We start from the raw sequence: 24,826 nt of genomic DNA, 5'->3' as shown, positions 1-24,826 counted from the left end.
ATTAACTGTTTTTCTACTTTTTCTTGCCGAGATATGCTTCCTGAACCTTGGGGTCGTTGAGCAGGTCTGAGGCATTGCCTGAGATTGTCACCTTGCCCACATCAAGAACATAGCCTCTGTCCGCCAGTTTGAGTGCGGCTTTTGCATTCTGTTCAACAAGGAGAACAGTAACGCCTGTTTTAGAAATCTCTTTTATCGCAGTAAAAATCATCTTAACAAGTATAGGCGCTATGCCGAGCGAGGGCTCATCCAGAAGAAGAAGCTGAGGCTTGGACATGAGCGCTCTGGAGATGGCAAGCATCTGCTGCTCACCGCCGGAGAGAGTTCCGGCAAGCTGTTTGCGCCTTTCCAGAAGTCTGGGGAAGAGGGCGTATATCCAGTCCAGAGTGTCTTTATCTATGCTGCTTTTCACGAAAGCGCCGATTTTAATATTCTCTTCCACCGTGAGCGTGCCGAAAACCTGACGGCCTTCGGGCGAGTGGGAAACACCCTGCCTTACTATCTTGTGGGCGGGCATTTTGGCGAGATCAGCATCCTTGTAGAGAATCTGCCCTGCTTTCGGCTTAATAAGGCCGCTTATTGTGCGAAGAGTGGTTGATTTACCTGCGCCGTTCGCACCGAGTATGGAGACAATCTCCCCTTTATTCACTTCAAAGCCGATCCCTTTTATGGCCTGAATACTTCCGTAATTGACAAAAAGGTCTTTAACTTCCAAGAGTTTTTCTGCCATGTCAGTTTGCCTCCTCGTCATCATCCTCGCTGCCGAGGTAAGCTTCAATAACCACCGGGTCGTTCTGTATGAAGTCAGGATCTCCTTCGCTTATTTTTTTGCCGAAGTTAATTACAGTAATCTTGTTTACAAGCTGCATAACCATATCCATGTCATGCTCTATCAGAAGTATTGTAATGCCTGATTCCTTGATTTTCTTTATGAGCTCCATAAGCTCATGCGTTTCTTTCTCATTCAGCCCCGCTGCCGGTTCGTCAAGAATGAGGAGTTCCGGGTCGGTTGCAAGGGCTCTGCCTATCTCCACCCGCCTCTGTATGCCGTAAGCAAGTGACTGGGTGGGGATTGTGGCGTATTCCAAAAGCCCCATGAATTTCATGATCTCTTTGACTTTCAGCCAGTTTTCCTTTTCATCCTTTCTGTAGAAGGGGGTGCTGAAAAGTCCCTGAAACCATGTCTGTTTTGATTTCTGATGGCGGCCGGAGATAATATTCTCCGCAACGCTCATCTTACCGAAGAGGCGTATGTTCTGGAATGTGCGTACAATGCCTTTTCCTGCTATGTCACAGGGGTGCATTCCGGCTATGTTTTCGCCTTTCCAGATTATTTCGCCTTCCTCAGGTTTGTAAATCCCGGTGATGCAGTTGAACGCAGTGGTTTTTCCCGCACCGTTGGGGCCTATTATCCCGTATATATCCCCCTCCTCAACCTTAAAGGAGAGCTTATCCATAGCGACAACGCCGCCGAAAACCTTAGTAACGTTTTTAAGCTCAAGCAGACTCATGCCTTATCCTCCGTTACGTATTTCGGCAGTCTGCCGTATTTTGCGGGGAGCATTCCTTCCGGACGGAGTATCATGGACACCACCATCGCAAATCCGAATACAAAGTACCTTGCCGTGGCGAACTCCCTGAATATTTCGGGGAGAACGAACATTATGAATGTTCCGGCCAGAATTCCGGGGATTGATGCTTTTCCGCCCACAAGAATGATGGCGAAGAATATTACCGATGTCATAAAGTTGAATGCCTCAGGGCTGACGGCAGCGTACTGAATGGAGAATACGAAACCGGCAAGACCGGCAATGGCAGCGCCCAGTGCGAATGAGAAAACACGGTAGAACCTTGTGCTGATCCCTAAGCTTTCCGCCGCTATGGGGTCTTCCTGAATATAATGAAGTGCTCTGCCCACCTTGCTTTTTTCAAGGTTTCTGATCAGCAGAAGCGTGATAAGGAGAAGGAAGAACGCTATGTAGTATATTGTGAGACTGTCGTCCAGATAAAAACCGAACACTTTTGCATCAAGCCCGAATATTCCGTTAGGGCCGCCTGTAAGCCCGAAAAGGTCATTTTTAAGAGCCTGTTCAAACACTATGTTCATGCCTATTGTCGCAACAAGGAGATAATCGCCCCTGAGGTGAACAATGGGAGTGGAAAGCACAATGGCAAAAAGAGCGGGAATAACTATTACCACTGGGATGGCAAAAAGGACATTAAGCCCGAAGTGAACATTCATGATTGCCGTAATATAAGCGCCGAGACCGAAGAACAGCGCGTGCCCCATGTCAAACATTCCGGCGCGGCCGAGAACTATGTCAAGGCTGAGTGCCACCACGGAATATATGCAGAAGGTAGTTATCACCGTAAGCCATCTGGGGTCGTTCACCAGCGGGAAAAGAGCCAGAACTGCGAAAAGGATCGCGTATCCGATTATTGCTTTGTTTTTCATTATACTTTCTCCGCTACGCGCTCGCCGAGGATTCCTGTGGGGCGCACAATAAGTATGAGGATAAGCAGAATGAAAGTGAACGCCTCTGCCCATGTGGATGAAACATACCCTGCAATGAGAGCGGTGAAAAGACCGAGGAGATAGCCGCCCACCATGGAGCCGGGAATGTTCCCTATACCGCCCAGAATTGCGGCTATGAAAGCGTTAAGGCCGTAAATCCATCCAAGGTTGAAGCTGATTCCCCTGTAGTACATTCCTATAAAAAGACCGCCAACGGAGCCGAGAACAGCGCCGACCACGAAGATGATCATTATTATCATGTTCACATTTATACCCATCAGCTTTGCCACATCCTGATTGATGGCGCTGGCTCTGATGGCTGTTCCCATTTTGGTGTAGTTGATGAAGAGAGTGAGGGAAACCATAAGAAGCAATGTGATTATTATCATTGCGGCCTGAACAAATGTTATTGTTATGCCGTATATTGTCCAGCTTGCTGCCGGAAGGATGTCAGATGGAAAGATTGTTATGTTGGGACCCCAGATAAGCATTATGCCGTTCTGGATCATCATAGATGCGCCGAGGGCTGAAACAACCGCAGAAAGCCGCGGTGCATTGCGCAGCGGTCTGTATGCCACTCTCTCAACAAGCAGCGCAACAGCGGCAGCGACAATTGCCGTCAGCACAAATACCATAATAACCACCATGGACTGTGGCATAACACCCATGCCTATAAGCTGAGTGTAAAACATAAGACCGATGTAGGCCGATAAGGCAACGAGATCGCCGTGTGCGAAGTTAATGAGCTTCATAACTCCGTAAACCATTGTATAGCCGAGGGCTACCAGAGCATAAATGCTGCCGATTATTAAACCGTTGACTACCTGCTGAAGAAATATATCCATACGCTTTTCCTTAATATTTCGTCATTCTAAGTATAGGGAAGCAAGTATCTTTCCTTTACCTAGAAAGATGAAACCCCCTATGGGAATAATGAGTAAAAAGGGCGGCGGCATGCGCCGCCCTGTATTTTGTGGAAATGGTTGTTACTGTTTGGGGTATGCAACGCCGTAGCTGCCATCAGCATTGATGTTGTAAACCATGAAGGTAGAGCCTATACGCTCGCCTCTTGTGTCCCATTTAAGTTTGCCTGAATAGCCGTTAAGTTCGTTTTTGTGCAGCCAGTCAGAGATTTTTTTGGTATCTGTAGTCTGAAGTTTTTCGATTGCTGTAAGGAATGCAAGCATACCGTCAGCGTTCAGCAGAGACCATATAGAAGGAATTTCTTTTCCGTATTTTGCTTTGTATGCAGCGAGGAATTTTTTCGCGCTGTCATAAGGAAGCATGTCGGGAGTGGGAACGTTGATTATTTTCGCATCTTTTGCGGCAGGGCCTGCAAGTTTGAAGAAGTCAACGTTGTCGTTAGCGTCGCCGCCGATGAATTCAGCATTGATGCCAAGCTGTTTCTGCTGAGCGCGGATAAGACCGCCGTCAGCATAGTAGCCAGCGAAGTAGATTACATCGGGGTTAAGGGCTTTGATGCTTGTGAGAACAGGTGTGAAGTTCTGGCTGTTAGCTTTGATTTTGCCGGAATACACTATGCTGCCTTTAAGTTTTTTCACTTCAGCGGTAACAGCGTCAGCAAGTCCTGATGCATAGCTGGAGTGGTCGGAGATGATTGCTATACGTTTGAATTTTGCAACGTTTACCATGTAGTCTGCTGTGAATTCAGCTGCGGCTGAGTTGGGGTTGGAGTTTCTGAAGAAAGTCCAGTAGCCTTCTTTTACGAGAGAGTCGCTTGTGCCGTCAGTTGTCTGAAGAACGCCTGCGCGGTAGTAGGTTCTCTGTGCAGCTTCAGCAGCGCTTGAAGTATAAGAACCGATAACCATGATGACGCCTTTTTCCACGAGTTCTTTGGCGCAGATAGCTGCTTTCATTGCCTGAGCTTCATCATCGCATGTGAAAACTTCAAGTTTTTTGCCAAGCAGTCCGCCTTTGGCGTTGTACTGTTCTGCAAGAAGTCTTGCAGCGTTGTCAATACCTTGTCCTTCGTTTGCATACTCGCCTGTGATAGGTGCCTGTACTCCGATTTTGATGGTGTCGGCTGCAAACGCCCCAACAGCGAAAAACGCACTTACCATCAGCATAAGTGACAGACTAAACAGTTTTTTCATAGCTTCCTCCTGCTAACTAGTGTTGTATTCTATCAATCGATAGTCTGATCGTTGATTAGAATATCATTTCACAAAAACTCCTTTTGTCAACGCCCGACCTGAATAATCAATAAGTTACTCTGCTTCCATATGAGGATAGCCTATCGCAAGCGGCGGAACAAAGGTTTCTTTTACAGTGCGGGTGTTTACCCAGCGGATAAGGTTGAGGTAGCTGCCTGCCTTATCGTTTGTTCCTGAACCTCTGCCGCCTCCGAAAGGCTGCTGTCCCACAACTGCTCCTGTGGGTTTATCGTTTATATAGAAGTTGCCCGCTGCGTCCTCAAGCAGCTCGAAAGCTGTGATTATCGCATCTCTGCATCTGGCGAATATGGAGCCAGTAAGGGCGTATTCGTTGCCTGAGTTGCAGAGTTTCAGGTATTCTTCATACTTTTCGTCTTCATAGAAGGTAACAGTCAGAACGGGCCCGAAGATCTCCTCTCTGAAAGTTTTGAACTCAAGGTTCTGAGTGGTGATTACAGTGGGTTCGATGAACCAGCCTTTGGATTCGTCATATCCGCCGCCAATAACTATCTCGGCATCAGTTGCCTGTTTTGCATAGTCAATGTAGGCGATGATTGATTTGTAGGCTCTTTTTGAGACAACAGCAGTCATGAAGTTTCTGAAATCCATGGGTGAGCCCATTTTGATTTCGCCCACAAGCTCCTTAACTCTCTTAAGGTAAGCGTCCTTCATGCTCATAGGGACGTATGCTCTTGATGCGGCAGAGCATTTCTGCCCCTGATACTCAAAAGCGCCTCTGACGGAGGCAACAGCCAGAGCATCAAGATCCGCTGATTTGTGAGCAAAGATGAAGTCCTTGCCGCCGGTTTCGCCGACAATCCTCGGATATGATTTGTATGTGTAGATGTTTTTGCCGATTGTTTCCCAGATATTTTTGAAAACGCCTGTGCTGCCTGTGAAGTGGATGCCGCCGAAGTCGGGGCTGGAGAAGGTTGCTGCTGATATGTCTTTCGCATCGGATGGAACGTAGTTAACCACGCCGTCCGGCAGTCCCGCTTCCTTGAATATCTTCATAAGAAGATTTGGGACATAGGCTGCGTCGCCTGACGGTTTCCAGAGAACCACATTACCCATCATCGCAGGAGCAAGGGGCAGGTTGCCGGAAATAGCCGTGAAGTTGAACGGCGTAACAGCGAGTATGAAGCCCTCAAGAGGACGGTACTGAAGAGAGTTCCACACGCCTTTTGAGTTGTGCAGGGGCTGCTCTGCATATATCTGCTGCATGAAATATACGTTAAAGCGGAGGAAGTCGATCAACTCGCATGCGGAGTCTATTTCGGCCTGAACAGCGGTTTTACCGATGGAAAGCATGGTAGCCGCGTTCATCTGCGCACGGTATTTGGTGGAGATGAGCTCAGCGATTTTAAGGAAAATGCCCGCTCTGTGGAACCAAGGCATCTTGCCCCAGGCTTCTCTGGCTGCCATAGCGGCGTCTATTGCCTGCTGTATTTCGGGCTGGCCTGCTTTGTGGTACTTGCCGAGCCTTATGGAATGGTCAAAGGGGGCGGTTATTTCAACAGTGTTGCCTGTTTTGATTTCTTTTCCGCCTATAATTACGGGGACTTCTGTATATTTTTCAGAAAGCTCTTTCAGAGCGGCTTTGAGCTCTTTTTTCTCTTTGCTGCCTTCACGGTACTCAAATACCGGTTCGTTCTGGGGGAATGGTACGTTAAACACGCCGTTATTCATTCGCTGCTCCTTTTGTATTCATTATTAGAGGGTTATTTACCGCCGGTGAGGAAGCCCTTAATAGCCGAGCCGACTATGGCGGGGTTTTCTTTCAGCCTGCGGATGCTGTACGGAAGCCAGTCTTCTCCGAAAGGAGTGTAGATGCGGAGCCTGTGTCCTTCGGCAAGAAGTCTTTTACGAAGCTCAGAGCGCACTCCGAGAAGCATCTGGAATTCGTACTCATGTTTTTCGAGTTTATATTTTTTGATGAGTTCCATAGCGCCGTTCACAAGAACATCGTCGTGTGTGGCTATGCCGACGTATGCTTTTTTCTGGAAAAGCAGTTCAAGGCAGGCAAGGAAATTTTCCTGAACCTTCTTTCTGTTGTTGTAGGCTATGTCATCGGGTTCTTTGTAAATACCTTTGCAAAGGCGGATGTTTGCCCGGTCTGTGGATTCTGTTATGTGTTTTATGTCGTCCAGTGTGCGTTTAAGGCATGCCTGTAAAACTGTTCCGCAGCTTTTGGGCATTTCCTTGCTGAGTGTGAGGTAGAGGTCAATTGTGTAGTCTGTGTAGGGGTGGTTTTCCATGTCTATGCGGACAAAGATTCCTTTGCTGTACGCATAGCTTATTACTTCCGTCATGTACTTGGTGGATGTTTCCTCATTGAGGAGAATACCAAACGCAGTGGGCTTGATGGATATGTTCGTATCAAGGTTCTGCGCCTCAATGTTGTCGAGGACAAGCTTGTACATTTCGACCGTTTGTTTGGCTTTATTAATGTCGTCCGTGAACTCGCCAAGCAAATCAACAGTTCCCATAGCCCCTTCAGCGTTAAGAGCCTTGGTCATGCGGAAGGCATCCTCAGGCAGTGCGCCTGCGACGTACCTTTTTGCAAAAAAACCAACCAGCGCTTTCGGCATGTAAGGCATGGAGTTCGCAATTAATGTGTTAAACATTTCTTTCTCCGATTTTTAAAAAGTCGGCGGAGTATTGACCCATAGGAGTATGGTCTCACCGTCATAAGTGTTTCTCCATCTATGTGGAATGTTGGAGTTGTACACGGCACTGTCGCCCGCATTAAGCACCATAGTCTTTTTGTCGAGCGTTATCTCCACCTGACCGTGAAGTACGTATACAAACTCCTCCCCAACATGCAGGTTGTAGTCGTTTCCGCTGTACGCACCTTTTTCAAGTATATGGTAAAGCGGTTCAAGAACGGAGTTGGCTCCCTTCGGCTTAAGGGATTCGTAAACAACTTTGGAAGCCTTGGAAGTTAACTTAACCCGTTCATTTTTTCGAACGACAACAGTATCTTTTTCCCCTTCGGCTACATCAAAAAAAGAGGTTATGGTGACTCCTAACGCTTCGGATATTTTGCGAAGGCTGGCAACAGTGGGTGAAACAAGGTTCCGCTCAACCTGTGAAAGGAAAGATATGCTGCATCCGCTGACTTTTGCCATGTCACGGAGAGACATTTTGCGCTCATGTCTCAATTCCTTAACTTTCTTGCCGAAGTCCAAAATATACCTCTTTTTTATTTCACTATGCTGTTCATTATACTGAACATTAATGAGATGTCAATGGGTTTGGATGGCTCCGAAGTTCACTGAGGGGAGGTATGTAATGACCCATTGTAATTGTAATATTTATTACAAAGCTTATCTTTTTCTGTTTGGAAGATAACAAAAGCTATTATTGAATGGATTTTATATTATAAAAAAAGGATAGGGCATATTGAGCAAATGCCGCTTTCAGCAAAGTTTTTTGAGTTAACCATAATGAAAAGTTTTGAGCATTTTATCAATAATTAAAAAATAAACACATACTTTTTCAAAACGCTGTTTATTGTTAGCTAGGTTACAACGAGTTATTTATGAGGCTGAAAATGATGGTTAAGAATATTTAAAAAAAATTCAGCCATTCTGTTTTTTATATGAAACGAAGTGGTGAGGCACTGGAAGAGAGCCTGTGTATTCTGACCCTTTTTTTGATGCGTGAATTTATCCCTTTACTATCAATGCAGAAGCTAAGGTGCAGAAAAAAGGGTTTTAATGCAGTTTTAAATATTTTCTGTTTTGCGTTAATATGTTCTGATATTATGTAATCAGTTCACTGCCGTACAGGCAGCTTAGAAATATACGTGAATTGACTGAATATGAGGTTAATGGTTCACTGCCGTACAGGCAGCTTAGAAAATACAAAAATAAAAAATGTTATTTTTTTATAGGTTCACTGCCGTACAGGCAGCTTAGAAAGGTATCTGGTGCAGGTACAGCAGTCACAGCCGGTTCACTGCCGTACAGGCAGCTTAGAAATGCCTTCATGCCATACGCCGATATGATGTTCCGTTCACTGCCGTACAGGCAGCTTAGAAATTTAAAAAAACGAGGTAAGGTAAACATGGCTAGTTCACTGCCGTACAGGCAGCTTAGAAATGTTCCTTGGGAAGTGATAGACGATAACGGAAGTTCACTGCCGTACAGGCAGCTTAGAAAGAAAGCATGCCCATGCGGGCAATCTCATTATCGTTCACTGCCGTACAGGCAGCTTAGAAATCAAACGGCACCTGATATTGTATCATAGCATCGTTCACTGCCGTACAGGCAGCTTAGAAAGGACTTGCAGCTGGCGGATATACTGGCAATCTGGTTCACTGCCGTACAGGCAGCTTAGAAATCGCCTTAACCACCTTTCCTCCGGTCTGCCGGGTTCACTGCCGTACAGGCAGCTTAGAAATGTTTACACTCAGGGGGATTATGATTTTGTTCGTTCACTGCCGTACAGGCAGCTTAGAAACTCCGCACTTGCTGAAACCGCAGTTCGGGCAGGTTCACTGCCGTACAGGCAGCTTAGAAATTCACGCAGCATTACAGCTTTTGCCAAGTCATGTTCACTGCCGTACAGGCAGCTTAGAAAAAGTCGGAACAGGTTCAACAACTCCGGCGTTTGTTCACTGCCGTACAGGCAGCTTAGAAAGTGCCGGGCAAATGGCGCAATGACTTGACTCCGTTCACTGCCGTACAGGCAGCTTAGAAAAGTTCATCATCGGATTCGATAATCGGGCTCATGTTCACTGCCGTACAGGCAGCTTAGAAAGCTATGAAGAAACGGTTCAGTCGATAGCTGAGGTTCACTGCCGTACAGGCAGCTTAGAAACTGCGCTATTACATCAACCATAATGAATATGAGTTCACTGCCGTACAGGCAGCTTAGAAAGTTGTTATCGTATTCAGGCGTTTTTGGAAGGCGTTCACTGCCGTACAGGCAGCTTAGAAATCCAAAGGATAGCGTGTATATGTTATCAAAACGTTCACTGCCGTACAGGCAGCTTAGAAATCAGCAAAATTGCATGAGTTCAGTCCGGCTATGTTCACTGCCGTACAGGCAGCTTAGAAATACAGATACCAGTTTTGAAGGCACGGTGGTTGAGTTCACTGCCGTACAGGCAGCTTAGAAAATCGAAGATCGTCCCTTGCTTTTAGCAATTCAGTTCACTGCCGTACAGGCAGCTTAGAAATGAAAGTAAGACCGAAGGGCGCACGGTCAGAAGTTCACTGCCGTACAGGCAGCTTAGAAATTAAGCGTCCGGCTTGTGTGCAGGCTTTTTTGAGTTCACTGCCGTACAGGCAGCTTAGAAAAACGGTGTTTAACTGACACCAGAGAGAACCTAGTTCACTGCCGTACAGGCAGCTTAGAAAGCATGGAAGCGAGATATGAAGCCGCTATGGAGGTTCACTGCCGTACAGGCAGCTTAGAAAAGTATCGCCCCGCGGGCAACGAGAGTGCGCAAGTTCACTGCCGTACAGGCAGCTTAGAAACGATGGAAGCGAGCGAGCTTGAAGATTTTCTGGTTCACTGCCGTACAGGCAGCTTAGAAAGAAAATCGCGGTGGCTGTAGAGCCGATATAATGTTCACTGCCGTACAGGCAGCTTAGAAAACGAAAAGCCGTTATCGTAAGTTCCTTTGAGGGTTCACTGCCGTACAGGCAGCTTAGAAATATCAGTGACCCTGACAAACACTACCGTAAGTGTTCACTGCCGCACAGGCAGCTTAGAAAGAGAATCAGCTTTGAGTACTGCTCATCAACCCGTTCACTGCCGTACAGGCAGCTTAGAAAGATTGTAATGGGTGTTCTCAACGCTCTACTACTGTTCACTGCCGCACAGGCAGCTATTTCTGCGCCCAGTTTTCGAGTTTCAGTTTTTTTATTCTCTCAAATTCCTTTGTGTTATTTGTTACCAAAGTTGCATTAACTGAAACTGCATGAGCGGCTATGAGCATATCCATTGAACCTATGATATTTCCTTTTTTTTCAAGTTCGGCTCGTATTTCTCCATAAACAGCCGCTGCTGCATTGTCAAAATCCAGAATCTCAAGCGGCGTCACAAACAGTGCTAAGGCGTCTCTGTTTTTTTGAATGCTCTGACTTTTACTTACACCGTATTCAAGTTCAGCAAGGGTTATAACGGAAATGCCGATTGAACCCAGAGGGAATGACTGAAACTTATCAACAATTTCCATAGGCTTCTGCTTAATGATATAAATGCAGATGTTCGTATCCAGCATGTACATTAAAAGACCTCTCTTTCCTGAATTTCAGGCTGGTTTCTCTCACTCATAAATGAGCTGTCAAACATATCAAGAGAGAGCCTGAAATTTTCCCAGACATCGCCTTCTGGCACCAGAATGATCATGCTGCCTATTTTCTTTATACGAACTTTCTCAACATCAAAACTGTATTCCTTTGGAAGCCGCACAGCCTGACTGTTTCCGCTTTTAAAAACCTTTGCATAGCTCATGACGCACCTCTTGTATATACAATATAAGGTATACAGGATTTTTCAACCTGATTATGGAATGTTTTTGATTTTTTTTTTGTTCACCGCCTCAAAGACAAATAGTGAATAACGAAAAGCAAACTTTTTTGCAGATATGCTATAATATCCAAAAAGCATTAAGGATAGATCTGTGAAGACTTTTACTCCTTCTGAAATGAAAACAATTCTTATTTCAAAGCGGGCAAATCTCTACTATCTGGAACACTGCCGCGTTCTTGTAAACGGCGGACGGGTCGAGTATGTGGTGGAGAAGGGCAAGGAATCGCATTACTACAATATTCCCATTGCCAATACAACTGTGATTCTTCTCGGCTCCGGCACATCGCTGACACAGGCTGCTGTGCGTGAGCTTTCCAAAGCCGGGGTAATGGTTGGCTTTTGTGGCGGCGGCGGAACACCTCTTTTCAGCGCGATGGAAATGAACACGGACATTGTGTGGTTTTCTCCGCAGTCTGAATACCGCCCCACAGAGTACTTACAGGCTTGGGCTAAGTTCTGGTTTGATGATACCCTGCGGCTTGAGGCAGCAAAAATGTTCCAGACAGCACGTATCGGTTTGATAGGTAAAAAATGGATTAACAGCAGGTTTTTTGACGAAAAAAGATTTGATATTAATGAAACCATGCTGAAACGGGCTCTGGGACAGATTTCAAATGTGCAGAATGTATAATGAAAATAGAATGGAAATATTGATATGTCACCTATAAGAAATAATTCCAATAACAGAATGTACGCAAATACAAATAAACAGGATTTAGCTGAGCATCTTTTTGCTGTTGGCTATATTGCATCCAAAATTATATCTGTTTCTGTCCCGGAAGATGAAAAACTATGCGAATCAACATATTACGGAGGAGCACTCCACGATATTGGAAAAGTTGAACCTGTATACTCCAAATGGGTTTCTGATAATTTGTCGAAGAGTTTTTTGGAAATACCGGAAGATGGGGAGCACATAAACAAACAATCTCTTTTTGAAAAACATCCGAGACATAACGAAATATCATTTTTGCTTTTTGTACTTCAGGCTCGTTCTGACAAAATTAACCAAGAAAATCTTGAACGAATAAAGCATGCTATATTCTGGCACCACGCAAAACCCATAAGAAAGGCTGATTTTCAGGATGCAGCAACAATCTTTAGTATGCTATTGAAAAATATAGGAGAAAATGAACTAAATAATTTGTTTATTTTATCATCTGATATTGTTGATAATGTGAATTCAATAGCAGACGATTACGGATATCCAAATAGATTACCTGATTTCCACAGAACACAAGATAAAGTTCCTTTTGCATCTTTAGATGGTATGAAGCTTCCTGAATATAAGCAATACAGTAAAAGATCATCCTTTTTAGATTATAGACGCACGATTCTCAAAAATGCAAAAAATAGTCTTATACGGTCTTCTGTAATTTCAGCAGACAGAATAGTTTCTGCTCTTAAGAATGAGGAACTAAGCTGGTTTATCAAAAATAAATCTTTGCATAAATTAGTTGAAAATATATTTAGCCATAAGTCAAATATTAGAGAACATATAGAAAATTGTATCAAAGGGTTTGAGGCAAGATATCCTTTTAACAATAGGAACGTTTTGCAGTCCGAAGCCGCAGGAAAACTTTCATTATCTGGAAATATTTCAGTACTGAATGGTCCTGCCGGGTGTGGAAAAACGAAGATTGCGTTAGAGTGGGCGAAATTAACAAATGCCGATAAAATAGTATGGGTTTGCCCGCGAATTCATGTTTGTATGGGTCTGTTAAATGACTTATCGTCAAATGATTATCTTCCAGGAATTTCTATCGAAATTAATACTGGAGAATTCAAGTACTTAATTAAAAACGGAAAGAAACAGCAGATAGAACATTCTGAACAGTTTTCAGGTGATATTGTTATAACCACAGTTGACCAAATAATTAACACTATAACAACTCATAATCACGTAACCAGTCTGAATCAATTTATGAATTCTCATGTTATTTTTGATGAATTTCATGAACTTATTAATCTTCCAGGAATTAATCTTCTTTTTATGGAGTTGATTGAATGTAAAAAACTCAAAGGGAAATATGCTCATACGCTTCTAGTTTCTGCAACCCCTCACTATCTTTTTGTTAAAGATGTTCTGGATATAGATTGTGAAGACGTAATAGGAATAGAGAGTTTTAACTCAAACCCATACCGTATTCAATTTGTTGAATACGATGAAAGCGCGCATGATGATTTAAACCCATTTTATAGCAAACCATTAAAAGATACCTTCGTTATCAGCAACACCGCAACAACGGCTCAAATCAGTTTCATTATGAATCATAAAAATGAGAATTCTCTTCTTCTTCATTCAAAATTTCTGAAAAAGGATAGAGATAACCTATTTGATAAGGTATATCAAAATTTTTGTTATGGCGGTACGAAGAAATATGATGTTGTGCGTAGTGGACCGATAATTCAGGCATCACTAAACATAAGCTGTTCTGCAATGATTTCAGAATTCACAACTGCTGAAAATTTTCTGCAAAGATTAGGCAGGTTAGATAGATTCGGTGAAAGTACAGCAGAAAATATCTACATCTATGCAGCCCCGGAAGGCATTTTAAAAGGAGGACAAAAGAGTAGATGCGCTCGTTTTCTGAATTCACAGAATTGTTTTGGTTCTGCTGTACGATGGTATCAGTTTATCAAAAATAGAATTACTAATAAGTCTGTCACTATCAAAGAATTATACGAAATATACAACGAATTCTATCAAGATAAAAGTTCAAACGAAATTATTCAGGAAGATTTGCTTATGTCTTTTAATACAGGTATTGAGCTCATTAATACAAAAATTCTCGATCCTGTTTCTTTTCCTGAAACAAAAAAAGTGAAAATAAAAATTAAAAAGTACTCTTTAAGAGGAGAAAACAGGTTTGTACAAATGGCAGTTTGTTCTGCGGCTTCTTTACAGAGTATAGAGTATAAAAATGACTACGCTGTAAGTGAAGAAGACAACGCTGATTTCCTCACAGCTCCTATGCATGTTATATGTGGAAATGGAGACAGCAGGAAAAATCTTTTAACTTTTATGGCAAAAAAACACCATAATATCAAAGGAACAAAGAAATCATATAACGATAATTCGTTACTTAATAATGCCAGAAAACAAACTGAACCCATCTATCTTAGTTATACACCAGAAGATCTTAACAAAATAAATTCAGCACCGCATCCTAATTCAATTTATTATGTCATGTCTGATACTCAGCCTGTTGGCTATTTAGATATCAGTAAAATTAGTGGAAAAGGAGATTAGTATGGAAAAAATCACAGGAATTAAAAGTGTTGATTTCAAAATCGAAGCACTCGGTCACGGCGTTGTTAATTGGAACGGCCCCACAGTACTTACTGGTGAAGATGGCAAAACTGTTGAAAATCACACTTTGCCTAAATTGCGCGGTTATTCTAATCTGACAGGAAAAGTTAAAGATAATGGATATAAGTATAAAAAAGAATCAACAGATATTAACTTCAAGGACACCCCCCTCTATATAAGTCAGAATTGTATTCGTCACCATTTATTTAGGGAGCAGGCATTTGATATCCACTATGCATCAGATAAGGGCATGAAAAAAGTTATTGCATCTGCAACAGGTTTAATAAGAGGGTATGTTGTACCTAAATCACAGAACAAGCGAACCAGTCCCCTTCTTCTGGAAGATTTTGTTGATCAGCTCGGTAACGGTAATTTTGAACAATTTGGACAAGCAGGTACCAGAGACAGTTCATCCTTTTTTTCAAAGACAACATTCGGCGATACAAAATATATTTCATACGGTTCAATCAGTATAGAACAGTTACAGTTTATTTCTTTAGATGCAAAGTTTGATCGTGCTGCAATGAAAATAGAAGATCATGATGGGGCAAAGGTTGCAGCAGAAGTCCAGCAATATATAAAGTCAATTAACCCTGATTTGAGTCCTAAAGCAGAATTTCACTCTAACTACGTAAGAAGAGGAACAATATTTGAAGAAGGTGAGGCTGGAATTCTTTTAGACGATATAGCCATACAATGCTTAATTGAATTTACTATCAGCAAAATCAAAGATTTATCCATCAGACAGGCAAAATCTTATATGTTTGTCGACTCTGTTCTGGTGGACTACAACGACAGCAACAAAATGATGCGTATCAAGCATGATGAGAGTCTAATTTCAGAAAAGCCGGAATCTGCTTATGCTGTTTATTTTTATAAGAAATAGGTGAACTCATGCGGATTTTCATTCAATATGAATCATCATGGCGAAATTCATTTCTTGACGGAAGCAATAACGAACCCTTGCCCAAGGACGACCGCAGTTATGTGGGTTCTATACAGAGTATGAAAAAAAAGAAAGAAAACTATCTTAGGCGAGATGTTACCCACGATACGGTTATGGGAATACTCTGCCGTCTTATTGGAGATCAGAAAAAACTGTATCAATCAAGAAATGAGGAGAAATATGGTAAATATTACTTTAAAGATATTGAAGATAAGGTGACATTCACGGATGAAGCCAAAATTACAAACGAAGTCGTATATCTCCGAAATATGAGCGGCAACACAGACCAAAATGCTTTTTCCGGTATTATCAAAACAGATTCACCAATTTTTAACTCTGACTATTCCGGAGAACTCTGGGGAATAATATATTTAAACTTCGAAGAATTATGCAGATTTATTATTGAAAATATTACCGGAGATATTTCTTTAGAGCCGAATCCTATTTCAGTTGTTGAAAGACTTGAAAAGTTAAACAAAGAAAAAAGTGTCAAAAATGAAGGTTTAGCCGCATTGGCCGTTAATGTATTGAAGAACTGCTTTAAGGATGTTGAATATGCTGATTCTAAAGGCAATTTAAAACCTTTAAACCTTTATTGCTCTGCACTTTATCTTCAACTTGAACGTCTAAAAACTAAATATGACATTTCAAGTGCCCTGTCTAAAAAGAATTGTATCAGCGGAATATCAAAAATGATGCTGACGAAAAAAGATTTTATGAAATTCCATGCAAAATGTGAGCAAAAAAAAGTGTGGGGCAACCCCTACATGGCAAAAGAGAGATTGAAAGGGGAGGGGGAGGTTGTTTATACGCTGAGGAAAGCATGCGGGAGTCTTACCATCAATATTGATGTAAGTTCTGAGAGAGCGCAGGAGTTATCCACTCTTATAGACCATGCGGGTGTTTCAAGTTTTTACCTTGGCAAGAAGGGATTAGCATATGTTTCAAAAATTCGTTAGAGGTAAAAAATATGAAGCATTATATTGAAGTTACGCTACTTCCAAATAAAGATATACCTGAAAACTGTTTGCTTAATAAAACATACACATGCTTACATAAACAACTTTATGACATGAAGAGTTCTGAAATCGGGGTTAGCTTTCCTCATTATCAAGTAAAGCTTGGGAACACTATTCGTATACATGGAAATGCAGGCGAGCTTAAAAAATTTGAGGATGGAGAATGGCTTGATAAATTGAAGCTAGATTGCCTTATCTCAGAGATAAACCCTGTCCCTGAAAGCGTTATGTATAGAGTTGTCTCAAGAGTACAGCCTACAATGAGCATGTCAAAGCTTCGTAGGCTAATAAATAGGGGCTCGATATCTGAAGAAGACATAAAGAATTATAAAGCTAAAATGTTTTCAAAGGGTTTGGAGCTTCCATATCTTGAGTTAGATAGTGTCTCAAACGGGCATAAGCATCGCAGATACATTAATTTTGGCGAGTTAAAAACTGAACCTTCATTTGGCAGTTTCGACTTTTTTGGGCTTAGCAATACCGCAACTATTCCTTGGTTTTAACATAGCAAACGGCCGTTTTTTATGGAGAAACAGGATTGGCATTAGGTTATACTGAATATGCTCTTTGAGAAGCTGCATCTTGTTCTTGCTGAACAGGCAAGAGGGGATGTAGGCATAAGTTTTCCCGATGTAAAAAACGGACAGAAAAACCTTGGCAAAGTTATGCGGCTGCACGGAGAAAAAGAGTCTTTAGAGAGCGTCATTTCGCATCAGGCTATGGGGCGCATGGCCGACTATGCGGATATAGGGCGCATCCGCCAGGTTCCGGATAATGCTGCCTATTGCATAGTAAGCAGGGTACAGGCAAAAAGCAGCCCGGAAAGGCTCCGCAGACGCAGCATCAGGAAGTTTGGCATGAGTGAAGAAGAAGCAAAGCTAAAGGTTCCGGACTCAAAAGCGAAGATGCTTGATCTGCCTTTTATAACTCTGAACAGTAAAAGCACCGGGCAGAAATTCCGCCTCTACATCCGCCATGAAGAGGCAGCAGGCGCGGGAGCCGGAAAAGGGTTCAGCACATACGGGCTAAGCTCTGTTTCTACTGTTCCCTGGTTTTGACCCTTTTTTTTAGCAAAATTAAAAACCCTTTTATACCAGTTGTTTCAAAAAGGACTGAATAAAAGGGTTTTTTATGCTGAAAATTTGCTTCTTGTTTATAGATAAAATTTTTTGCTATTCTGTCTACGGTTCACTGCCGCACAGGCAGCTTAGAAATAATCCGATGCCTGAAAGCGTCAATGACCGCTGTTCACTGCCGCACAGGCAGCTTAGAAACTCAGGCATATGAATCTGACTCTTGCGGAAAGAGTTCACTGCCGCACAGGCAGCTTAGAAATCAACACACGGACCCGAAGGCGCAGGAGAAACGTTCACTGCCGCACAGGCAGCTTAGAAACTGATAAATGCGGTTTTGTGGTTGTGCCTAATGTTCACTGCCGCACAGGCAGCTTAGAAATACAAGCTGCTTCGGGCGATGGGGATTGAGCCGGTTCACTGCCGCACAGGCAGCTTAGAAAATTGTATTTGATTGTCGAGAAGTGGGTCCTTGGTTCACTGCCGTACAGGCAGCTTAGAAAATGTCGGTAGCGAAGAGCGCCCACTCGTACATGTTCACTGCCGCACAGGCAGCCTAGAAGGTAAAGAAGATATATCTGAAAAATTCCTGAATCCTGAGACAGGAAACCACTGAAAACAACATGCGGCTTCCGCAGAACACCTGCTGCGGAGGCCTTTTTAAAGCTGCTCTATAACTTCTCTTTGTTCCAGAAGAAACAGTTCGAAGTTCCTTGAAAACTCCCAGTAAAGTTCAAGCACCCGCTCCCCTTCCTCGGTGAGCTCTGCTCCGCCTCCGCCTGCGCCCCCTGTTTTCTTCACAACCAGAGGTTTTTTGGCCAGAGTGTTCATGGAGTCAACAATACCCCACGCCTTGCTGTATGACATATTGAGGATAGAAGCAGCCTTTGACATGGAACCGTGCTGCTTGATAAGCTCAAGAAAGTGTATTTTGCCCAGTCCGAGAAAGTTTTTTCCGCCTTTGTCGATCCAGACTCTGCCGCCGTAAGTGTATTCTCCTGCGGATTTGCTGAACAGATCGTTTGTCTTATTCATGGGGAAACCCTTTGTTCTTTTTAGATTTATTCTTATTTATACATGAGTCTGACGGAAAAAGCCGCAAAAAATGCAAAAAAGGGCGGAGTTTCCCCCGCCCAAGGGTGGTGATGTATGTAAGTATTATTTTGTTACGAGTTTGAGCCCTACGGGTATGCTTGCGGGAACCTTTTTGCCGTCAAGAACAGCTTTGGCGGTCTCAACACCCTTAGCGCCTATGAAAGCGGGCTGCTGAGCGACAGTTGCGGAAAGTGCGCCGTCTTTAACAGCTTTCACAGCGTCATCAGTGGCATCAAAACCCACAACCATGATTTTTCTGCCGGAAGCCTGAATAGCTCTGAGAGCGCCGAGCGCCATTTCATCATTATGGGCGAATACAGCGTCAACCACGGGCTGAGCCTGAAGGATGTTCTCCATTACGTTAAGCCCTTTTGTTCTGTCGAAGTCCGCTGTCTGGCGGGCGATAACAGTGATCTGCGAACCTTTAAGCGCTTCGTTGAAGCCTTTGCCTCTGTCTCTGGCTGCGGATGTTCCGGGTATTCCCTCAAGTTCCACAACATTGCTTTTTTTGCCGAGGCTTTTGATTATGTATTCGCCGGCCATTTTGCCGCCGGCTACGTTATCTGAGGCGATGTGCGAAACAACCTGACCAGCGTTTGCGCCCCTGTCAAGGGTGACAACGGGAACTTTCGCCCTGTTTGCGATGCGGATTGCGTTGCCCACAGCGTCAGAGTCAGTGGGGTTGATGAGTATAACAGCGACACCTCTTGAAAGAAGGTCTTCAACGTTTGCAATTTCCTTTGCGGGGTCGTTCTGCGAGTCAAGAACAATGAGCTGAACACCGAGCTCCTTTGCCTTTGCCACGGCTCCGTCCTTGAGCGTTACAAAGAACGGGTTGTTAAGTGTGGAAACAACAAGCCCCACGGGTTTCTGTGCAGAGAAGGCGGACATTGCAGTGATTGCAATGAAAGCCGCCGCGATAGCTAAGATCCTTTTCATGCCGACTCTCCTTTTATAAGTGTTATTTCTTTCTATCCATAAGGACCGCGATGAGAATCACCGCCCCCTTAGCGATCATCTGGTAGTATGAGGACACGTTCATGAGGTTAAGTGCATTGTTAAGTATGCCGATTATCAGTGCGCCGATCAGAGTTCCGAAGATTGTTCCCACGCCTCCTGCGAGGCTTGTTCCGCCGAGCACGACAGCAGCTATGGCATCAAGCTCATACCCGGCACCCGCTGTGGGCTGCGCGGAGGAGAGGCGGGCGGTGAGGATTATCCCCGCCAGTGCGGAGAGAAGGCCGCTTATGGCGTAAACTGCGGTCTTGACCCTGCTGACCCTGACACCTGAGAGTCTGGAGGCTTCTTCGTTTCCGCCGACAGCGTAAACATACCTTCCGAAGCGGGTGTACTTAAGCACATAGTAAGAAACGGCAAAAACAAGAATCATCAGAAAAACCGGAACGGGAATCCCCAGAACATAGCCTGTTCCGAACCATGCGAAAACATCCGAGCCTTCGTCAAATCCGGTTGATATGGGTTTGCCGTCTGTAAAAACAAGGGTTGCGCCCCTGAGAAGAGTCATAGCCACAAGGGTTGCGATGAACGGCTGCACCTTTCCCTTTGTGATGATTACCCCGGCGAAAACTCCCAGAACAGTTCCCAGAAGAAGGGTGGTCGCTATGGTTATATAAGGGTCAAACCCGCTTGAGATCATGAATGCGGCAACAGCGCCGCAAATGGCGAGTATGGAACCAACAGAAAGGTCAATGCCGCCTGTGAGGATGACGAATGTCATACCTGCTGCCATGACTGCGTTAATGGATGTCTGGCGCAGGACGTTGAGGATATTGCTGACGGTGAGAAATCTCGGACTCAGAAGCGAAACTATCACAGCAAGAATCAGCAGACCCAGAAGCGGCCTGAACCTGATCAGAAATTCCTTAACCGTCATTTTCATATAAATAACCCCGTCTTTAATGTATTTATCAGGCGGTCTGCGTAAGCCCGCTTATGGCGAGCGTCATTATTTTTTCCTGTGTGGCATCACTTCTGCTGAGTTCGCCCGCTATGCGCCCGGCACTCATGACGAGTATGCGGTCGCTCATGCCCAGAACCTCCGGCAGTTCGGATGAAATGAGTATAATAGCCATTCCGTCGGCCTTGAGCAGGTTTATCAGCTCATATATCTCTTTCTTTGCGCCGACATCCACACCTCTTGTGGGCTCATCCAGAATAAGCACCTTCGGTTCGGTGACCACTCCCTTGGCGATTGCCACCTTCTGCTGGTTTCCACCGCTGAGGTTTACTACCTTCTGTGACGGGCCTGTGGTTTTTATGGACATTTTCTTTATGTATTCCTCGGAGGTTTCGGTCTCTTTATCATATGAAACATGCCTGAACGCATTCTGATATTTTTTCAGGGCGGGCAGGGTGATGTTCTCTTTTATTGTCATGCCGAGTATGAGGCCGAGCTGTTTTCTGTCTTCTGATACATATGATATGCCTTCTGCTATTGCTCCGGCCGGATGGGTTATTTTGAGCGGCTTTCCGTTCAGCCTGATCTCCCCTTTAGTGAGCGGGAGCACACCGAAGACCGTTTTGGCGACTTCGCTTCTGCCGGAGCCCATAAGCCCGGCTATGCCCACAACTTCGCCTTGCCTCACCTTGAAGCTGATGTCGCTTACAAGATGGTTGGTGAGACTGTCCGCCTCGAAAACAACTTCTCCCTGCGCACACTCAGACTTAGGGTATCTTTCAAGAAGAGGTCTGCCCACCATAAGCTGGATTATGCTCTCCTCATCAAGTTCAAAGACAGGCTTTTCATCCACAAACGTACCGTCACGGAGGATTGTTGCCCTGTCGCAGACTTCAAACACCTCAAAAAGCTTGTGTGAAATATAAACAAGCGCTTTGCCGTCGTTTTTAAGCTCATTTATTACTTTAAAAAGGTTTTCCGTCTCCACATCAGTCAGAGCGTCCGTGGGTTCGTCCATTATTATCACTCTTGCGTTCATGGAAAGCGCCTTGGCTATCTCCACCATCTGCGCCTGACCGACACTGAGGGACGAAACCTTCGCAGAGGGGGATGTTTTTTCGCCGAGGCGTGTGAGGTATTCCGCCGCCAGAGCGTTCATTTCGGCGTATTTTATCTTGCCGAACGGGTTTACAGGCTCACGGCCGAGGAATATATTCTCACTCACGGTCAGTTCGGGTATAAGGTTAAGCTCCTGATGGATGATGGCTATGCCTTTATTCTGCGCGTCTTTCGGGTCACGCACCATGAGCTTTTTGCCGTCGTAAGTCATTTCCCCTGAATCCATTGTGTAAACACCGCTGAGTATTTTCATCAGGGTCGATTTGCCCGCCCCGTTTTCACCGAGAAGAGCCATCACCTCACCTGAGAAAATGCGCAGGGAAACATTGTCCAGAGCTTTTACTCCGGGGAATGTCTTGGTGATGTTTTTCATCTCAAGCAGGGGGGCAGCGTTCATCAGAATACCACTCCGGAATGCAGGATTATATTGGCGTAAGGGGTGCACTCCCCTGTGCGGATTACGGCTTTAGCGTTTTTGGTCATTTCCTTGAACCTTTCATGGGAAACCATGGCGGTTTCAATGGGTTTGCCCTGAGCCTTTGCGGTTTTCTTCACCACAGCGGTTATCATGTCCCAGACCGTGTGGTTAGCCTTGATTATCTCTTCGGCTATGGTGATTTTCTCCACCTGAAGCTCGGAGAGGACATTAAGCAGGGTGGTGATAAAATCCGGCACTCCGGTGGTGAGGGCAAGGTCTATCCTTTCCGCGGAAGCGGGTATGGGCAGACCTGCATCTGCTATAACTATGGTATCCGTGTGCCCCATTTCCGAAATAACTGCCGAAATACGGCTGTTGAGAAGCTGTCCCTTTTTCATATCAGCACCCTTTATAAAATAATGATACCAGACGGTAAGAAGAGATCAAGTAAATATTTTAGTAAAATTTTACTAAAAATTTAGTTGAACGCTACTAAAATGTGATATAATAAGTATAAAACAAATATGTTCCGCCCACCTCAGGAATGATAATGAAAAAAAATATAACAGTCGCAGAAATCGCAAAGCTTGCAGATGTTTCACCCGCCGCCGTGTCCCTCGTGCTGAACGGCAAGCCCGGCGTGGGGCCGGAGGCAAGGGAGCGCATCCTTAAAATAGCCCGCGAAAACAACTACAAGGGGCTTGAGGGCGGAATGCCGAGAAAGAGGCACAGGGCACTGCTCTTTGTTAATATTGTTAAACACGGGCAAATACTTAACGAAAATCATAAGGCATTCATAGCCGACTATATAGACGGAGCGCAGATGAAGGCGGGCAGTAAGGGCTATTCCCTTGAAGTCACGGCGTTTTCCTCCTTTAATCCCTCTGAGGTTACCTCTTATCTTAACTCCTCCGGCGCTGACGGCGCGGTAATACTCGGAACCGAGCTTGACGAAGAGGACATTGCCCATTTTCTGAAATCGCACATACCGCTGGTTTTTATAGATCTTCTCTACCCGCACATGCCTTTTGACTTTGTGGATATGAATAATGATTCATCCGTTTATAATGCTGTCACCCACCTTGTCCGTATGGGGCACAGGGAGATAGGCATTGTCACCGGAAAAAGGGAGACAAGCAACTTCGCCCACAGAAAGCGCAGCTTCGTGAAATCTCTGGAGCTTGCGGGAATTACTCCGGATGAGCGCTTCTTTTTCACTGCTGATTCCAGATATGAAGGCGCGTATAAGGATATGCTTGAAATACTCAGTTCGGGAGCAGGGATGCCTTCCGCTCTGTTCTGCGTGAATGATATAATAGCCATGGGGTGCATCCGCGCCCTCAGGGAAAAGGGGTATGCAGTTCCGGAAGATGTTTCCGTTGTGGGGTTTGACAACCTGCCCGCAGCATCCATGACCGAACCCCCGCTGAGTACCGTGAGCGTTTCCAAGAAGAAGATAAGCTCAAAGGCGGTAAGCCTTCTTACTCAGAGAATAAAAGAGGGGAGCCGCATGCCCTATGAAAAGATAATGATAGGCGGCGAAGTTATAGAAAGAAAGAGCGTCAGAAGCATCAGGGACTTTAAGGAGGATTTATGAGCAGATTCTGCGTGGCGGGAAGCCTCAATATAGACCTTGTTACCAGAACAAAGCGTTTTCCGAAACAGGGAGAAACTGTTCAGGGCGAATCCTTTTCCACCTTCACCGGAGGCAAGGGGGCAAATCAGGCTGTTGCTCTCTCTAAACTGGGCGCTGAAACGGTAATGACAGGCAAGCTGGGCAATGATATTTACGCTGCGCAGTACATGGAGTATTTCAGGAAGCTTGGCATAAGCACCGAAGGCATAACCCGTGAGGAAACCTCAACCGGCATAGCGGTTATCACTGTGGATGAAAACGGGGAAAACTCGATAATCATTATACCCGGCGCAAACGGAAGGGTGGATGCGGCATATATAAAAGAGAAGAAGGAGCTTATCGCAAAGGCCGATTTTCTTCTGCTCCAGCTTGAGATTCCCATGGAGGCGGTGCTTGAGGCGGCAAGGACGGCAAAAGCCGCAGGGACTGAGATAATCTTTGATCCGGCTCCGGCGGGGAATGTTCCCTCCGAGCTTCTTAAGCTTGTGGATATAATAACGCCTAACGAAACAGAGGCGGAAGCGCTGACCGGAATCCGCCCTGATGATGAGGCAGGGTTCGCAGCCGCGGGAAAAGCGCTCACATCAAAAGGGGTCAGAACCGCCGTGATGAAGGCCGGAAGCCGCGGAGCTTACATATATGAGAAAGGCAGGCTTGCCCATGTCGCAGGGTTTAAGGTAAATACTGTGGACACCACTGCGGCGGGTGACACATTCAACGCAGGGCTTGCATATGCCCTCGGCGAAGGGATGGAGCTTGCGGGGGCGGTGAGGTTTGCTAACGCTGCTGCTGCCATTTCCACCACCAAGCACGGCGCACAGGACGGAATGCCCTCAATTGATGAGGTTCAGAATCTGCTCGGTTTCTGAGTTTCAGCTTCACACATGACGCGGCTGTGCGTATAGTGCATTCATGTTAAAACAAACAAGTTGACTTTTTTGCACACGTATTTTAACCTATAAAAAATATAGGTGAAGTGGATATATATATGAAAGCCAAGGCTAAGCGGTTCCTTTTCGGGAAAGCTCTTAGCCTTTTTGTTTTGGGACGC

General features: G+C 44.8%; 22 protein-coding genes, 1 pseudogene and 2 CRISPR repeat arrays. Of the genes and pseudogenes, 8 read left to right on the top strand and 15 right to left on the bottom strand.

Features of this window, described 5'->3' with window-relative positions; genetic code table 11:
* Nucleotides 1-13 precede the first annotated feature (13 nt).
* The 10 genes from OSQ85_RS02155 to OSQ85_RS02110 form a co-directional block, all read right to left on the bottom strand.
* Nucleotides 14-730: an ABC transporter ATP-binding protein gene (locus OSQ85_RS02155; protein WP_265821023.1), complete on the bottom strand. Its 717-nt coding sequence runs from the start codon at nucleotides 728-730 to the stop codon at nucleotides 14-16.
* A 1-nt stretch (nucleotide 731) separates the two neighbouring features.
* The gene (locus OSQ85_RS02150; protein ID WP_265821022.1) at nucleotides 732-1,511 is read right to left on the bottom strand and encodes an ABC transporter ATP-binding protein; all 780 of its coding nucleotides are present in this window, start codon (nucleotides 1,509-1,511) and stop codon (nucleotides 732-734) included.
* Nucleotides 1,508-2,455 carry a branched-chain amino acid ABC transporter permease gene (locus tag OSQ85_RS02145; RefSeq protein ID WP_265821021.1) on the bottom strand — a complete coding sequence of 316 codons (948 nt, stop codon included), beginning with the start codon at nucleotides 2,453-2,455 and terminating at the stop codon, nucleotides 1,508-1,510. Before OSQ85_RS02145 ends, OSQ85_RS02150 begins: the two co-directional genes overlap by 4 nt.
* Nucleotides 2,455-3,360 carry a branched-chain amino acid ABC transporter permease gene (locus OSQ85_RS02140; protein ID WP_265821020.1) on the bottom strand — a complete coding sequence of 302 codons (906 nt, stop codon included), beginning with the start codon at nucleotides 3,358-3,360 and terminating at the stop codon, nucleotides 2,455-2,457. Before OSQ85_RS02140 ends, OSQ85_RS02145 begins: the two co-directional genes overlap by 1 nt.
* A 141-nt stretch (nucleotides 3,361-3,501) precedes the next feature.
* Nucleotides 3,502-4,629, bottom strand: coding sequence for a branched-chain amino acid ABC transporter substrate-binding protein (locus OSQ85_RS02135; protein WP_265821019.1), 1,128 nt, complete (start codon nucleotides 4,627-4,629; stop codon nucleotides 3,502-3,504).
* A 114-nt stretch (nucleotides 4,630-4,743) separates the two neighbouring features.
* Nucleotides 4,744-6,378, bottom strand: coding sequence for an L-glutamate gamma-semialdehyde dehydrogenase (pruA, locus tag OSQ85_RS02130; protein ID WP_265821018.1), 1,635 nt, complete (start codon nucleotides 6,376-6,378; stop codon nucleotides 4,744-4,746).
* 32 nt (nucleotides 6,379-6,410) lie between these two features.
* A complete protein-coding gene (locus OSQ85_RS02125; RefSeq protein WP_265821017.1) occupies nucleotides 6,411-7,316 on the bottom strand; it encodes a proline dehydrogenase family protein in 906 nt (301 codons plus the stop codon).
* 15 nt (nucleotides 7,317-7,331) lie between these two features.
* Nucleotides 7,332-7,880 carry a helix-turn-helix domain-containing protein gene (locus OSQ85_RS02120; RefSeq protein ID WP_265821016.1) on the bottom strand — a complete coding sequence of 183 codons (549 nt, stop codon included), beginning with the start codon at nucleotides 7,878-7,880 and terminating at the stop codon, nucleotides 7,332-7,334.
* 587 nt (nucleotides 7,881-8,467) lie between these two features.
* A CRISPR array of direct repeats spans nucleotides 8,468-10,478; the repeat unit is 28 nt; unit sequence GTTCACTGCCGTACAGGCAGCTTAGAAA.
* Between the two features lie 53 nt (nucleotides 10,479-10,531).
* Entirely contained in the window at nucleotides 10,532-10,927 is a 396-nt protein-coding gene (gene vapC, locus OSQ85_RS02115) for a type II toxin-antitoxin system tRNA(fMet)-specific endonuclease VapC (RefSeq protein ID WP_407649301.1), read from the bottom strand.
* Nucleotides 10,928-10,932: 5 nt separating this feature from the next.
* On the bottom strand, nucleotides 10,933-11,160 hold the full coding sequence (locus OSQ85_RS02110; protein WP_265821015.1) for an antitoxin: 228 nt from the start codon (nucleotides 11,158-11,160) through the stop codon (nucleotides 10,933-10,935).
* Between the two features lie 193 nt (nucleotides 11,161-11,353).
* Here OSQ85_RS02110 and cas1f point away from each other — a divergent pair.
* From cas1f to cas6f (OSQ85_RS02080), 6 genes and pseudogenes are all read left to right on the top strand, one after another.
* Nucleotides 11,354-11,812, top strand: a pseudogene (cas1f, locus tag OSQ85_RS02105) (type I-F CRISPR-associated endonuclease Cas1f); the annotation flags it as partial.
* A gap of 81 nt (nucleotides 11,813-11,893) precedes the next feature.
* Nucleotides 11,894-14,491 carry a DEAD/DEAH box helicase family protein gene (locus OSQ85_RS02100; protein WP_265821013.1) on the top strand — a complete coding sequence of 866 codons (2,598 nt, stop codon included), beginning with the start codon at nucleotides 11,894-11,896 and terminating at the stop codon, nucleotides 14,489-14,491.
* 1 nt (nucleotide 14,492) lies between these two features.
* Nucleotides 14,493-15,437, top strand: coding sequence for a type I-Fv CRISPR-associated protein Cas7fv (cas7fv, locus tag OSQ85_RS02095; protein WP_265821012.1), 945 nt, complete (start codon nucleotides 14,493-14,495; stop codon nucleotides 15,435-15,437).
* 8 nt (nucleotides 15,438-15,445) lie between these two features.
* Nucleotides 15,446-16,456: a type I-Fv CRISPR-associated protein Cas5fv gene (gene cas5fv / locus OSQ85_RS02090; RefSeq protein ID WP_456152257.1), complete on the top strand. Its 1,011-nt coding sequence runs from the start codon at nucleotides 15,446-15,448 to the stop codon at nucleotides 16,454-16,456.
* An 11-nt stretch (nucleotides 16,457-16,467) separates the two neighbouring features.
* Nucleotides 16,468-17,019 (top strand): type I-F CRISPR-associated endoribonuclease Cas6/Csy4, encoded by a 552-nt coding sequence (gene cas6f, locus OSQ85_RS02085; protein WP_265821010.1) that lies wholly within the window; start codon nucleotides 16,468-16,470, stop codon nucleotides 17,017-17,019.
* A gap of 57 nt (nucleotides 17,020-17,076) precedes the next feature.
* Complete coding sequence (cas6f, locus tag OSQ85_RS02080) at nucleotides 17,077-17,574, top strand: type I-F CRISPR-associated endoribonuclease Cas6/Csy4 (protein WP_265821008.1); 498 nt, start codon at nucleotides 17,077-17,079, stop codon at nucleotides 17,572-17,574.
* Between the two features lie 128 nt (nucleotides 17,575-17,702).
* Nucleotides 17,703-18,152: a CRISPR direct-repeat array (repeat unit 28 nt; unit sequence GTTCACTGCCGCACAGGCAGCTTAGAAA).
* 97 nt (nucleotides 18,153-18,249) lie between these two features.
* Here cas6f (OSQ85_RS02080) and OSQ85_RS02075 read toward each other — a convergent pair.
* From OSQ85_RS02075 to rbsD, 5 genes are all read right to left on the bottom strand, one after another.
* The gene (locus OSQ85_RS02075; RefSeq protein WP_265821007.1) at nucleotides 18,250-18,624 is read right to left on the bottom strand and encodes a winged helix-turn-helix domain-containing protein; all 375 of its coding nucleotides are present in this window, start codon (nucleotides 18,622-18,624) and stop codon (nucleotides 18,250-18,252) included.
* Nucleotides 18,625-18,747: 123 nt separating this feature from the next.
* Nucleotides 18,748-19,623: a ribose ABC transporter substrate-binding protein RbsB gene (rbsB, locus tag OSQ85_RS02070; protein WP_265821006.1), complete on the bottom strand. Its 876-nt coding sequence runs from the start codon at nucleotides 19,621-19,623 to the stop codon at nucleotides 18,748-18,750.
* A gap of 22 nt (nucleotides 19,624-19,645) precedes the next feature.
* Nucleotides 19,646-20,584, bottom strand: coding sequence for a ribose ABC transporter permease (gene rbsC, locus OSQ85_RS02065; protein ID WP_322874080.1), 939 nt, complete (start codon nucleotides 20,582-20,584; stop codon nucleotides 19,646-19,648).
* A gap of 28 nt (nucleotides 20,585-20,612) precedes the next feature.
* Nucleotides 20,613-22,118 carry a sugar ABC transporter ATP-binding protein gene (locus OSQ85_RS02060; protein ID WP_265821005.1) on the bottom strand — a complete coding sequence of 502 codons (1,506 nt, stop codon included), beginning with the start codon at nucleotides 22,116-22,118 and terminating at the stop codon, nucleotides 20,613-20,615.
* Complete coding sequence (rbsD, locus tag OSQ85_RS02055; protein WP_265821004.1) at nucleotides 22,118-22,537, bottom strand: D-ribose pyranase; 420 nt, start codon at nucleotides 22,535-22,537, stop codon at nucleotides 22,118-22,120. Before rbsD ends, OSQ85_RS02060 begins: the two co-directional genes overlap by 1 nt.
* Nucleotides 22,538-22,689: 152 nt before the next feature.
* Between rbsD and OSQ85_RS02050 the strand changes: the two genes are divergently transcribed.
* Nucleotides 22,690-23,736 carry a LacI family DNA-binding transcriptional regulator gene (locus tag OSQ85_RS02050; RefSeq protein WP_265821002.1) on the top strand — a complete coding sequence of 349 codons (1,047 nt, stop codon included), beginning with the start codon at nucleotides 22,690-22,692 and terminating at the stop codon, nucleotides 23,734-23,736.
* Nucleotides 23,733-24,644 (top strand): ribokinase, encoded by a 912-nt coding sequence (rbsK, locus tag OSQ85_RS02045; protein WP_265820999.1) that lies wholly within the window; start codon nucleotides 23,733-23,735, stop codon nucleotides 24,642-24,644. The genes OSQ85_RS02050 and rbsK overlap by 4 nt, the downstream gene beginning before the upstream one ends.
* Nucleotides 24,645-24,826: the final 182 nt, after the last annotated feature.

This window comes from Geovibrio ferrireducens (assembly GCF_026226615.1).
Taxonomy (GTDB): domain Bacteria; phylum Chrysiogenota; class Deferribacteres; order Deferribacterales; family Geovibrionaceae; genus Geovibrio; species Geovibrio ferrireducens.
Note: the sequence above shows the minus strand (reverse complement) of the source record. Positions and strands in the feature narration are given on the sequence as shown.